The organism is Citrobacter freundii complex sp. CFNIH4, from assembly GCF_002934505.1.
Taxonomy (GTDB): Bacteria; Pseudomonadota; Gammaproteobacteria; order Enterobacterales; family Enterobacteriaceae; genus Citrobacter; species Citrobacter freundii.
Window position 1 is genome coordinate 2,915,869 of record NZ_CP026231.1, and the last position, 12,888, is coordinate 2,928,756.

A 12,888-nucleotide genomic window follows, 5' to 3' on the forward strand; every position below is an offset into this window, starting at 1 on the left:
TTTTCTCCACGTTTGACCCGTACCTTGCCGCTAAAGTGAAGCAAGCCATACCCATAACGATACGCAGAAACACGAGGTCCTCTTTTAATGGCGAATTTTTTCATCGATCGCCCCATTTTTGCCTGGGTGTTAGCTATCCTGTTGTGCCTGACAGGAGCCCTGGCTATTTTTTCACTGCCCGTTGAGCAATATCCCGATCTGGCGCCGCCAAATGTACGGGTCACCGCCAACTATCCTGGCGCCTCGGCTCAGACTCTGGAAAACACCGTCACCCAGGTGATCGAGCAGAACATGACCGGTCTCGATAACCTGATGTACATGTCGTCACAGAGCAGCGGGACAGGTCAGGCATCAGTTACGCTGAGCTTTGTCGCCGGAACCGATCCTGATGAGGCCGTCCAGCAGGTGCAAAACCAGCTGCAATCGGCAATGCGTAAACTACCGCAGGCGGTACAGGATCAGGGGGTCACGGTGCGTAAGACCGGGGACACCAATATTCTGACAATCGCCTTTGTCTCCACCGATGGCTCAATGGATAAGCAGGACATCGCCGACTATGTCGCCAGTAACATTCAGGATCCGCTCAGCCGTATTAACGGCGTGGGGGATATTGACGCTTACGGCTCACAGTACTCCATGCGAATCTGGCTTGACCCGGCCAAACTGAACAGTTTCCAGATGACCGCTAAAGATGTGACCGACGCTATCGAGTCACAGAATGCGCAGATTGCGGTCGGACAACTTGGCGGTACGCCTTCGGTGGACAAGCAGGCGCTGAACGCGACGATCAACGCCCAGTCGCTACTGCAGACTCCGGATGAATTCCGCGCCATTACTCTACGTGTCAACCAGGATGGCTCAGAAGTTAAACTGGGCGATGTGGCAACGGTCGAAATGGGGGCCGAGAAGTACGACTACCTCAGCCGGTTTAACGGCAACCCGGCTTCCGGTCTGGGCGTGAAACTGGCCTCCGGCGCCAATGAAATGGCAACGGCAGAGCTGGTGCTCAACCGCCTTGACGAACTGTCACAGTATTTTCCACATGGGCTGGAATATAAGGTGGCATATGAAACCACCTCCTTTGTCAAAGCCTCAATCATCGACGTGGTAAAAACCCTGCTGGAAGCGATCGCGCTGGTATTCCTCGTGATGTACCTGTTCCTGCAAAACTTCCGCGCCACGCTGATTCCCACCATCGCCGTTCCCGTCGTCCTGATGGGTACCTTCTCCGTGCTTTACGCCTTTGGCTATAGCGTTAACACCTTGACGATGTTTGCGATGGTGCTGGCGATCGGCCTGCTGGTCGATGACGCCATTGTGGTAGTGGAAAACGTCGAGCGTATTATGAGTGAGGAAGGGCTCACACCGCGGGAAGCGACGCGGAAATCGATGGGGCAAATCCAGGGCGCGCTGGTTGGTATTGCCATGGTGCTGTCGGCGGTATTTATCCCGATGGCCTTCTTCGGCGGCACTACCGGGGCTATTTACCGCCAGTTCTCGATTACTATCGTCTCCGCAATGGTGCTGTCTGTTCTGGTGGCGATGATCCTCACTCCTGCTCTGTGCGCCACCCTGCTCAAACCGCTGCATAAGGGCGAGCATCACGGACAAACCGGTTTCTTCGGCTGGTTTAACCGAATGTTTAATCGCAACGCCGAGCGCTACGAAAAAGGCGTTGCCAGGATCCTGCACCGCAGCCTGCGCTGGATACTGATCTACGGCCTGCTGCTCGGCGGAATGGTTTTCCTGTTCCTGCGCCTGCCAACCTCCTTCCTGCCGCTGGAAGACCGCGGCATGTTTACCACCTCGGTACAGCTGCCCAGCGGCTCCACACAGCAACAAACATTGAAAGTGGTTGAGGAAGTAGAGAAGTATTACTTCACCCATGAGAAAGACAACATTATGTCGGTCTTTTCCACGGTCGGTTCAGGCCCTGGCGGGAACGGTCAAAACGTGGCGCGTATGTTTGTCCGTTTAAAAGACTGGGATGAGCGCGACACCACTACCGGAACCTCTTTCGCCATCATTGAACGTGCGACCAAAGCCTTTAATAAGATTAAAGAAGCCCGCGTCTTCGCCAGTAGCCCTCCGGCTATCAGTGGCCTCGGAAGCTCTGCCGGTTTCGATATGGAGCTGCAGGATCACGCTGGAGCGGGACATGACGCGTTAATGGCCGCGCGCGACAAGCTGATTGAGCTGGCCGGGAAGGATTCTTCCCTGACCCGCGTTCGTCATAACGGTCTGGACGACAGCCCGCAGTTGCAAATTGATATCGATCAGCGCAAAGCCCAGGCACTGGGCGTTTCCATCGACGACATCAACGATACATTGCAAACGGCCTGGGGTTCCAGCTACGTCAATGACTTTATGGACCGCGGTCGCGTGAAGAAGGTTTACGTGCAGGCGGCAGCAAAATATCGCATGCTCCCTGACGACATCAATTTGTGGTACGTCCGTAATAACAACGGTGGCATGGTGCCTTTCTCGGCCTTTGCCACGTCGCGCTGGGAAACCGGTTCACCGCGTCTGGAACGCTACAACGGCTACTCCGCGGTCGAGATTGTCGGAGAAGCCGCGCCCGGCGTCAGTACCGGTACAGCGATGGACATAATGGAATCGCTGGTGCGCCAGTTGCCGACCGGATTCGGCCTCGAATGGACTGCGATGTCTTATCAGGAACGGCTGTCGGGTTCTCAGGCCCCCGCCCTGTACGCCATTTCTCTGCTGGTGGTATTCCTGTGTCTGGCGGCCCTGTATGAAAGCTGGTCAGTTCCCTTCTCCGTCATGCTGGTTGTGCCGCTGGGGGTCATTGGTGCTCTGCTGGCGACCTGGATGCGCGGTCTGGAAAACGACGTGTACTTCCAGGTCGGGTTACTTACCGTTATCGGGCTATCGGCGAAGAACGCAATCTTGATTGTTGAATTCGCCAATGAGATGAACGAGAAAGGACACGATCTGCTCGATGCCACGCTCCACGCCTGTCGCCAGCGCTTGCGTCCGATTCTGATGACCTCGCTGGCGTTTATCTTTGGGGTTCTGCCGATGACCATCAGCAGTGGCGCAGGTTCTGGCGGTCAACATGCGGTGGGGACAGGCGTAATGGGTGGAATGATTTCAGCCACTATCCTGGCGATTTACTTCGTGCCCCTGTTCTTTGTGCTGGTACGCAGACGCTTCCCGTTGAAACCGCGCCCGGAATAATCGGGCACAAAAAAGGCGACTTACGTTGAGTCGCCTTTTTTTATCCTTTACAGGATATGAATTTCTTCCAGAAAATTATTTACGAAGCATCACTTCGATAAAGTCTTTCCAGTTCCCCAGTTCACGTTCAATCATAACAACCTCTCTTATTATTATGAGCATTCTACAAAATCATCATCATCAAAAGAAGAACATTTAACCGATGGTTGTGATTACATCCTCCCGTGTTTGGGGTTTATGTGATCACTATGCGCCATACCCATAAATTTTATGTGACTTATTGCAATATTTTGAAATATTCATACATCATCTACTACTTTTGCAATTCTGATGGAAAAACAGGTAATGACTCCAACTTATTGATAGTGTTTTATGTTCAGATAATGCCCGATGACTTTGTCATGCAGCTCCACCGATTTTGAGAACGACAGCGACTTCCGTCCCAGCCGTGCCAGGTGCTGCCTCAGATTCAGGTTATGCCGCTCAATTCGCTGCGTATATCGCTTGCTGATTACGTGCAGCTTTCCCTTCAGGCGGGATTCATACAGCGGCCAGCCATCCGTCATCCATATCACCACGTCAAAGGGTGACAGCAGGCTCATAAGACGCCCCAGCGTCGCCATAGTGCGTTCACCGAATACGTGCGCAACAACCGTCTTCCGGAGCCTGTCATACGCGTAAAACAGCCAGCGCTGGCGCGATTTAGCCCCGACGTATCCCCACTGTTCGTCCATTTCCGCGCAGACGATGACGTCACTGCCCGGCTGTATGCGCGAGGTTACCGACTGCGGCCTGAGTTTTTTAAATGGCGGAAAATCGTGTTGAGGCCAACGCCCATAATGCGGGCGGTTGCCCGGCATCCAACGCCATTCATGGCCATATCAATGATTTTCTGGTGCGTACCGGGTTGAGAAGCGGTGTAAGTGAACTGCAGTTGCCATGTTTTACGGCAGTGAGAGCAGAGATAGCGCTGATGTCCGGCGGTGCTTTTGCCGTTACGCACCACCCCGTCAGTAGCTGAACAGGAGGGACAGCTGATAGAAACAGAAGCCACTGGAGCACCTCAAAAACACCATCATACACTAAATCAGTAAGTTGGCAGCATCACCGAAAAACAGGCTGATGCAAACAGGCAGATTCTGATTTTTAGTTATACGGTATTTTTGGAGCTTTCAGGAATCATTATTCACTGTTGTTCAACAATGTTATATTTTTCTATAACGATTGAATGACAATATGTATTATTCATTGCCACATAATAAAAGAATAAATATTCAAATTACGTCAATAAGGATTCAAATGATCACCCTCTACGGCATTAAGAATTGTGACACGATTAAAAAAGCCAGACGCTGGTTGGAAGCACAAGGTATTGACTATCGCTTTCATGATTATCGCGTCGACGGTCTTGACAATACGCTATTACAGTCCTTTATCAGCGAATTAGGTTGGGAAGCGCTGCTCAATACACGTGGAACCACCTGGCGTAAACTCGATGAATCCACGCGCAGTCAAATCACCGATGCGGCTTCCGCCGCCGCATTGATGATTGAAATGCCAGCAATTATCAAACGCCCATTGCTCTGTGCGCCGGGTAAGCCTATGCTGCTTGGTTTCAGTGAATCCAGTTATACTCTGTTTTTTAATGAGGTGTAGTCTATGTCGTGCCCGGTTATTGAGCTGACACAGCAGCTTATTCGCCGTCCTTCCCTGAGCCCGGATGATGCCGGGTGCCAGGCGTTAATGATTGAACGCCTGCGCGCGGTAGGTTTTACCGTTGAGCGTATGGATTTTGGTGACACACAGAATTTTTGGGCATGGCGCGGTAAAGGTGAGACCCTGGCATTTGCCGGTCACACCGACGTAGTGCCCGCCGGCGATGTCGATCGTTGGATCAATCCACCGTTCGAACCGACCATTCGCGATGGCATGCTGTTCGGGCGTGGCGCTGCCGATATGAAAGGCTCACTGGCAGCGATGGTCGTGGCCGCAGAGCGTTTTGTCGCCCAGCATCCAAACCATCAGGGTCGTCTGGCATTTTTGATAACGTCCGACGAAGAAGCCAGCGCCAAAAACGGCACCGTAAAGGTGGTTGAAGCACTGATGGCGCGTAATGAGCGACTGGATTATTGTCTGGTTGGCGAACCGTCCAGCACGGAAATCGTTGGCGACGTGGTCAAGAATGGACGTCGTGGTTCACTGACCTGCAACCTGACCATTCATGGCGTGCAGGGGCACGTAGCCTATCCGCATCTGGCCGATAACCCGGTACACCGCGCGGCGCCAATGCTCAACGAACTGGTGGCGATTGAGTGGGACCAAGGTAACGAGTTCTTCCCGGCGACCAGCATGCAGATTGCCAATATTCAGGCAGGTACCGGCAGCAACAACGTTATCCCCGGAGAACTGTTTATCCAGTTCAACTTCCGTTTCAGCACTGAGCTGACCGATGAGATGATTAAAGCACGGGTTCACGCGCTGCTGGAGAAACATCAGTTGCGCTATACCGTCGACTGGTGGCTTTCCGGTCAGCCGTTCCTGACTGAACGCGGTAAACTGGTGGATGCAGTAGTGAACGCCATTGAGCACTATAATGAAATTAAACCGCAGTTACTGACTACAGGCGGGACGTCCGACGGGCGCTTTATTGCCCGCATGGGGGCACAGGTAGTCGAACTTGGGCCGGTCAACGCCACTATTCATAAAATAAATGAATGTGTTAATGCCGCCGACCTGCAGCTGCTTGCCCGTATGTATCAACGTATCATGGAGCAACTCGTCGCCTGATGAGTGTTCCTGCAAGAGGAAAAATACATGGACTGGCTAGCAAAATATTGGTGGATTCTGGTGTTGGTGTTTCTGGTAGGCGTGCTGCTTAACGTTATCAAAGATCTCAAGCGCGTCGATCCAAAGAAATATCTGGCCAACAAACCGGAGCTTCCCCCGCATCGTGACTTTAACGATAAATGGGATGACGACGACGATTGGCCGAACAAGGATCAACCGAAGAAATAATTTCCAGGCCGATAAGTCACGTAGGCCCGGTAAGCGTTAGCGCCACCGGGCGTTAAGTGCCGGATGGCAACGCTTCGCGTTTTATCCGGCCTACGGTTATCAATCAGATCATCTCAATCACATCATCATCGTGAGGCTTACCGCCGCTCAGCGCTTCATCAAAATAGTGCTTCGGTACGGTAAAACGCAGATGATCGAGCGCAAACTGCATGCTGCGTTCATCAATGGCGTGCCCCAGGTTTTCGACGATATCCAGCGTCACATCCCCACCCGCAGCAATTAATGCCTCCTGCGCGGCAACGGCATGGGAGAGCTCTATCACCCGGTCTTCACCACCGTGAATCAAATGCACCGTCGTTGCGGTAGTTGCAACCTCCGGTAAGGTGGCATAGCGACCATTGAAGGCAATGACCCGCGACGCCAGCCCCGGCTCGGCTTTGATGCTCTCAAGCGACATAATCGAACCCTGAGAAAAACCAATCAGCGCGGTGGCCTGCGGTGAAACGCCGCTTTGTTTCTGCCAGTAGCGCACGGTTTCGATAAACACCGGCATAATCGCGTCAATACGCGCCTGGCGGTTCTCTTCCGTTACGCCCTGTACCGAAAACCACTGACGTCCGGAAGTCGTACCGTAAGGCTCTGCCCCGCCAATGCTGACGATTAACGCATCCGGAAACAGCGGCGCAAACCAGGAGCCAATTTCACCCATGGCAACCGGGTTATCGCCGACGCCATGAAACAGCAGCAGTAGCTGTTGAGCGGGTTTATCGGGACTTTGAACAACAAAATGGTCATGTTTCATGGCGATCTCCTTAACTGATGAGAATCATTCTACGCCGCTTAACCGCAATGACCATGCCAGGAAATTGAAGATGTTAGTGAAAAAATTGCCATTGCATAATGCGATTATGTAGCCGCTGTTCACGTTCAGCATCCAGCTGATTTAACGCTTGCGCCGCTTCGGCGCGCTGAACGACCAGCAGCGCTTTACGACCTGAGATCTTCAGCTGTTGGCATAATTCGGCGTCGCTGCGTTTAGCCTGTATACGTCCGCGCAATGCCGGAAGAGGTAATTCACTGTGCTCAAGCAGACGATTCAGACAGCCTAGCGACGTCAATAATGGCCGATGCGCGAAGGCAAACCCAGCCAGCTCAGCCCAGTCATCCTCATTAAGCGTAGTCTCTTTCAGCGGGACCAGCGGAATGCTCTCATCGTTCCATCGCGCAAGGATTTCCGCGTCACGCCGCAAATGCTGGTGCTCCCGCTCGGCAAGGCGCTTTCCCGCTTCGCTGATCGGCAGCAACGCCATGGCGGTATAACAGCCGCTGCTGGCTTCCCGGTGATTCCCCATTCGCACCAGCACAAAACCGCAGCGCTGCCAGAAACGCCATAGTTCAGCCGTATACCCAAAACTGACCGACAGATAGTCACACGATGTGGAATAGTGGTGGGCCAGCACAATCAGCTGTTGCCCAATACCTTCTCTTTGGCGCGCAGGATGAACCGCAATTCGACTGACTCGTCTCCCGACGAGCGTCGCCGCCAACGGGTCACCACCGTGCGCCGCCAGCGACTGCGCAACCAAATTCCCCCTCGGTCGACGATATCCGGCCCAGACGGCCTGGCTTAATTCTGCGGATAGTCCCCCTTCATCGACCAGCCAGACAGCCCCCACCACTGAGTCAGCGGTTGATGCCTGAAGAAAATGCTGACCAGGCGCGTCCATCATTCGCCGCAGGTCTAATGGCGAGGTGCGATAATGCGCTCCGGAAAGCAACTGGTATACCGCTAACGGCAGCGCCGGGCCAGCATCCCGGGACTGTTGCTCAAATGCCGAGAAGTGAAGCTCCCCCAATGGGGCATGCGTGAACGTTTCATCATCAAACACCAGCGCATCGCTGACAATTTGCTCCAGCGGACATCCCTGCGCCCAGCGCACGGGTTGTTGCAACTCATAGCGTCGAAGATTAGGGAAGCGGGCGCAGAATTTCAGCAAGAAGCCTCTACCCGTTCCCTCGTAGCCTTGTACTGTAGTGGTTAACAGCGTACGAGGAAAACGCGCCACCAGTTGGTGTAGCAGCGGCGCGGGGATCGCGGCGGCTTCATCCACAATCAGCCAGTCTGCGGTTTCAGAACTGCTTAATAGTGCATCTGGCGCCATAAAGCGGTAACGCTCTGCGGCAAATTGTGCCAGCACATCCGTTGCAGCTTTGGCAGGTGCGGTCACAATCGCAGTGCCGTTAATCCGCGCTATGAGTTGCCCTGCCAGAGCGGATTTGCCCCGACCCCGTGCGGCCGTCACCGCAACCACACCGGGAGGCATAGCCAGCAAATGATTTAATATCATCGCCTGTTCTGGTTGGGGTTCGCCGGTTGCCGCGAGCCAGGCTGCGCGAGCAGGAAAGTGCGGACAGGAAACCGGTTGATGCTGCTGCCAGTGCAGAGCCTGTCTATCGAGGGAAATCACCCGTTTGACGTGCTCAACAAAGTGCGGTGTGGGAATGGGCTCAGCACAATCGCTCCAGCGTAGTGAATCCACGTCCGGATGCGTGTGCCAGGAATGCCAGGGTGGGGTCAGAAAAACCAGCCAACTGCCGGCAAGCAGTGTACCGCTTAAGGCGGCAAACGCCGCAGCGTCAAATCCCTGCCCGGCGTCGAAAACTGCATGACGAAACTCGCGCCCCAGTAACGTTTGCAGCGCCTGTGGCGTACAGTTCGGTTCAGCAGGGGCATTCGCCCCTACCCACAACCAGTCGCCGGGTAATATGTCGCGTAGCGCTAACGCCTGCCCCTGACACCAGTTCTCCTCGCCGCTGATAATCAGCAAGCGACGGATCCCCTCACGAGCCATCTGTTCGGTTAACGCCCTCAGCGCCGTGTTATCGGACATCCCTGCCTCTGTATCTTAAATACCTTTACCAAAAGTATTACATTGTCCCGGATCGCCGCTATCAAAACCGCGTTTGAACCAGGTAAAACGCTGTTCAGAGGTTCCGTGAGTAAAGCTGTCCGGTACGACGCGTCCTTGCCCCTGCTGTTGCAGACGATCGTCACCAATGGCCTGTGCGGCGTTTAGTGCCTCTTCCAGGTCACCAGACTCCAGCACGCCCTGCTGCTGCATGCTGTGGCCCCAGACACCGGCAAAGCAGTCTGCCTGCAGTTCCATTCGAACGGAAAGACGGTTCACTTCTGCCTGTGAGGCATTTTGTTGCATCTGGCGAACTTTCGGTTCAATACCCAGCAGTTTCTGCACGTGGTGACCCACTTCATGGGCGATAACATAGCCCTGCGCAAAATCACCATCAGCGCCCAGCTTGTTTTTCATGTCATCATAGAATGAAAGGTCGATATATACCGTACCATCTGCCGGACAATAAAACGGCCCCATCACAGACTGCCCCGCGCCGCAGCCGGTGCGCGTCGCGCCCCGGTACATCACCAGCTTCGGCTGTTGGTAGGTGCGGCCCATTTTTTCAAACTGCTGTCCCCAGGTATCTTCTGTTGTAGCCAGAATCACCGAGGTAAATTTTGCCGCTTCATCATCGTTTGGGCTGATGGAGCGTGATGATTGTTGTTGGGAGACCGGCTGGCCGGTCATTAATCCGGTGAGATCCACGCCATAATAACCCGCCACCAGCACCACAATCAGCAGGATGATACCGCCTTTACCACTGGGCAGACGAAAACCAGGCCCACCCATAGAGGGGCCGCCGCCAGAGCTGTTTCGTCTGTCTTCCACGTTGTCACTTTCACGACGCCCTTGCCAGCGCATAATCACCTCAACTTTTTATTCATTATGATGATGATCGTAGGCGGTTCGGAACAGGATTACCATAAGAAATAGTAATCAAATCAGGTGGGGTTAATGAGCCGGAGAGCGATCGCCGGCTCAGGGGAAGATTAGTCTAACTTCACACCCAGGCGATGCGCGACAGCTTCATAGGCTTCGATCAGGCCGCCCAGACTCTGGCGGAAGCGATCTTTGTCCATTTTATCCAGCGTTTCTTTGTCCCACAGGCGGCTACCGTCCGGTGAGAATTCATCACCCAGGACGACTTCACCTTTATACAAACCAAACTCAAGTTTGAAGTCGACCAGAATCAGACCAGCATCATCAAACATCTTTTTCAGCACGTCGTTAGCTTTGTAGGTCAGCTCTTTCATACGTGCCAGATTCTCTTTGCTCACCCAACCAAAAGTTTCGCAATAGGAATCGTTAATCATTGGATCGTGCATAGCATCGTTTTTCAGGAACAGATCAAACAGCGGCGGATTCAGTTCAATACCTTCCTCAACGCCTAAACGCTTAACCAGAGAGCCTGCTGCGCGGTTACGTACCACACATTCAACCGGTACCATATCCAGCTTTTTCACCAGACATTCGGTATCAGAAAGCAGTCGCTCCATCTGGGTAGGAATACCCGCTTCTTGCAGTTTAGTCATAATGAAATGGTTGAATTTGTTGTTCACCATGCCTTTACGGTCAAACTGTTCAATGCGCGCGCCATCCCCTGCTGACGTATCATTGCGGAATTCGAGCACCAACAGGTCCGGGTTTTCCGTGCTGTATACGGTCTTCGCTTTACCACGATACAACTCAGCTTGCTTTTGCATCTTTATTACTCCTGGGTGTGAATTAACGATAAATATTGCGTTTTTCTGCCGACGCACACGTTTGCGTATCATATCAGAAAAAAAGGGCTGGAGTTATCCAGCCCTTTATTTTTACTTACTGAACGCTGCCTGAAAGACAGCGACCAGCGCGTCGTTCTGGCTTTGCGTCAGGGTATGCCCCTTCGGATCGATAAACTGCAAGCTACTGCGGTTGTCTAAATCACCGACCTGCAGTTTATAGTCGCCGGATACCAGACCTGGGTCACTTGCGCCCAGCTCCTGCCAGCTGCTATCAGACAGAGGTTTGTAGGTCACCGCGATGCTACCCTGAGAACGGGTGCTGTCGGTTACCTTCATCCCCACTTTCTCAAGCGCTGCTGGCAAACGCTGCCACACCACGTTGAACGGCCCGCGTACCACCAGCATTGGTAAACCGGTGTCATCGGCTGCGCTCTGAACATCCATGGTGGCTGCAGAGCGGTTCTGCGCGGCATTCGCGGCGTCGGTGGCGTTCTTATCCAGACCAGCAGAGATAACGTTCATCATCTCAGCGCTGTAACGCTGCATTGATGCCGCATCGGCTACGGGTTTACCCGCCTGCTCGAGGTTAATCAGTTTCACCGTTACCGCTTGCTGATAGCCCTGCGGTTTAACCGAGATTTGATAACGTCCACGGTACTGCTCGTCTTCATCCAGACGGTTCCAATCAACCCAGTCGGTGGTCAGCGTCTGGCTGGCATCATCACGTTTGGTGATCGTGTAGTTTTTAGACTGAATGACGCTCACGACCTGCGGCCACAGCGTGTTGCCACGACCATTTTCCACCAGCAACGTTGAGGTATCGCCTGCGATTTGCGTGCGAGCGCCAGTGACTAACGCTAACGGCTGAGCCGGTGGACGAATATCCAGCGCTTTACCCACGGCACCACTGCCGTTGGTTACTGGGATATTATAGTCGCCCGACATAACCGGCAAAATCATCCCAGCTGGAGCATGAAGCTCAGCAAGCGGTGCGGCCTCCAGATAGGATTCATCACCGCTCACCTGGCGCTTATAGCGCGAGTCAGAGCTACAGGCCGCGAGCAACATAACAAGCGAAACACCCGCAACCTTGGCCAGGCGCGACTTTTGTACTGAGTAAGCCATCAAATCTCCCTAAACTTTACAGCAAACCGGCATGCTTAAGTGCCGCTTTGACGATTTCACGAGCATTGTCCGTGATTGGCGTCATCGGCAGACGTAGCGTATCGGTCGCCACAAGTCCCAACTCCTTACACGCCCATTTCACGGGAATAGGATTGGGTTCGACAAATAGTTTGTTGTGTAACGGCATCAGACGCTGGTTAATCACCCGCGCCTCGGCAAATTGCCCGGCTGCCGCCAGTTTGCACATTTCAGCCATATCACGTGCCGCAACGTTAGACGTTACGGAAATCACGCCATGACCACCGAGCTGCATAAAATCCAGTCCGGTCGCGTCATCACCGCTGAGCAGAATAAAGTCGTCCGAAACCAGCTCTTTGATCTGGTGAACGCGACTTAAGTTCCCCGTGGCCTCTTTAATAGCGATAATATTTTTAACTTTCGCCAGACGACCAACGGTTTCCGGCAGCATATCGCAGCCAGTACGGGACGGCACATTATACAGAATTTGCGGCAGGTCAGTATGCTCAGCGATGGCTTTGAAATGCTGGAACAAACCTTCCTGGGTTGGGCGGTTGTAGTAAGGCGTCACCGTCAGGCAGCCAACAACACCGCTGTCGTTGAAACGCTGCGTCAGACTAATGGCTTCCGCGGTCGCATTGGCGCCGGTTCCGGCAATAACCGGAATACGCCCGTCAGCCAGCTCCAGCGTCATCATCACCACATCGCCATGTTCATCATGACTCAGGGTGGCGGACTCACCGGTGGTGCCAACAGAAACGATCGCCGAGGTGCCGCTGGCGACATGATAATCAATCAGTTTTTTCAGGCTCGACCGGCAGACTTTACCTTTCTCATCCATCGGCGTAACAAGCGCGACAATACTTCCCGTGAACATGGGCCATCCTCTGTGC

General features: G+C 53.6%; 12 protein-coding genes. 4 read left to right on the top strand and 8 right to left on the bottom strand.

Annotation, left to right across the window (positions count from 1 at the left end; genetic code table 11):
* The first annotated feature begins 87 nt into the window (after positions 1 to 87).
* Positions 88 to 3,201 carry a multidrug efflux RND transporter permease AcrD gene (gene acrD, locus C2U41_RS15060; protein WP_003838507.1) on the top strand — a complete coding sequence of 1,038 codons (3,114 nt, stop codon included), beginning with the start codon at positions 88 to 90 and terminating at the stop codon, positions 3,199 to 3,201.
* A gap of 75 nt (positions 3,202 to 3,276) precedes the next feature.
* Here the strand turns inward: acrD and ypfM are convergent, their stop codons facing one another.
* Both ypfM and C2U41_RS15075 read right to left on the bottom strand, forming a co-directional pair.
* The gene (gene ypfM / locus C2U41_RS15065) at positions 3,277 to 3,336 is read right to left on the bottom strand and encodes a protein YpfM (RefSeq protein WP_001386977.1); all 60 of its coding nucleotides are present in this window, start codon (positions 3,334 to 3,336) and stop codon (positions 3,277 to 3,279) included.
* A 221-nt stretch (positions 3,337 to 3,557) separates the two neighbouring features.
* Positions 3,558 to 4,255 (bottom strand): IS1-like element IS1B family transposase gene (locus C2U41_RS15075; protein ID WP_095033700.1). Its coding sequence is split into 2 segments (ribosomal slippage): positions 3,558 to 4,006 and positions 4,006 to 4,255, totalling 699 coding nucleotides; the frame shifts between segments, so codons are not numbered across the junction.
* Between the two features lie 245 nt (positions 4,256 to 4,500).
* On the opposite strand from C2U41_RS15075, the gene C2U41_RS15085 reads away from it, so the two are divergent.
* Genes C2U41_RS15085 through C2U41_RS15095 form a run of 3 tightly spaced genes read left to right on the top strand, consistent with a single transcriptional unit; the run spans position 4,501 to position 6,216 of the window.
* Positions 4,501 to 4,857: an ArsC family reductase gene (locus C2U41_RS15085; protein ID WP_003835078.1), complete on the top strand. Its 357-nt coding sequence runs from the start codon at positions 4,501 to 4,503 to the stop codon at positions 4,855 to 4,857.
* A gap of 3 nt (positions 4,858 to 4,860) precedes the next feature.
* The gene (dapE, locus tag C2U41_RS15090) at positions 4,861 to 5,988 is read left to right on the top strand and encodes a succinyl-diaminopimelate desuccinylase (RefSeq protein WP_003037976.1); all 1,128 of its coding nucleotides are present in this window, start codon (positions 4,861 to 4,863) and stop codon (positions 5,986 to 5,988) included.
* Positions 5,989 to 6,015: 27 nt separating this feature from the next.
* Positions 6,016 to 6,216, top strand: coding sequence for a membrane protein (locus C2U41_RS15095; protein ID WP_003037974.1), 201 nt, complete (start codon positions 6,016 to 6,018; stop codon positions 6,214 to 6,216).
* Positions 6,217 to 6,319: 103 nt separating this feature from the next.
* On the opposite strand, the gene ypfH is transcribed toward C2U41_RS15095, so the two are convergent.
* From ypfH to dapA, 6 genes are all read right to left on the bottom strand, one after another.
* Positions 6,320 to 7,018 (bottom strand): esterase, encoded by a 699-nt coding sequence (gene ypfH / locus C2U41_RS15100; protein WP_003037972.1) that lies wholly within the window; start codon positions 7,016 to 7,018, stop codon positions 6,320 to 6,322.
* A 73-nt stretch (positions 7,019 to 7,091) separates the two neighbouring features.
* Positions 7,092 to 9,107, bottom strand: coding sequence for a tRNA(Met) cytidine acetyltransferase TmcA (locus C2U41_RS15105; RefSeq protein WP_103848582.1), 2,016 nt, complete (start codon positions 9,105 to 9,107; stop codon positions 7,092 to 7,094).
* 15 nt (positions 9,108 to 9,122) lie between these two features.
* Complete coding sequence (gene ypfJ, locus C2U41_RS15110; RefSeq protein WP_003037967.1) at positions 9,123 to 9,989, bottom strand: KPN_02809 family neutral zinc metallopeptidase; 867 nt, start codon at positions 9,987 to 9,989, stop codon at positions 9,123 to 9,125.
* A 128-nt stretch (positions 9,990 to 10,117) separates the two neighbouring features.
* Positions 10,118 to 10,831, bottom strand: coding sequence for a phosphoribosylaminoimidazolesuccinocarboxamide synthase (purC, locus tag C2U41_RS15115; RefSeq protein WP_003037964.1), 714 nt, complete (start codon positions 10,829 to 10,831; stop codon positions 10,118 to 10,120).
* Between the two features lie 111 nt (positions 10,832 to 10,942).
* Positions 10,943 to 11,977, bottom strand: coding sequence for an outer membrane protein assembly factor BamC (bamC, locus tag C2U41_RS15120; protein WP_003037961.1), 1,035 nt, complete (start codon positions 11,975 to 11,977; stop codon positions 10,943 to 10,945).
* A 16-nt stretch (positions 11,978 to 11,993) separates the two neighbouring features.
* Positions 11,994 to 12,872, bottom strand: coding sequence for a 4-hydroxy-tetrahydrodipicolinate synthase (gene dapA, locus C2U41_RS15125; RefSeq protein WP_003037957.1), 879 nt, complete (start codon positions 12,870 to 12,872; stop codon positions 11,994 to 11,996).
* Positions 12,873 to 12,888: the final 16 nt, after the last annotated feature.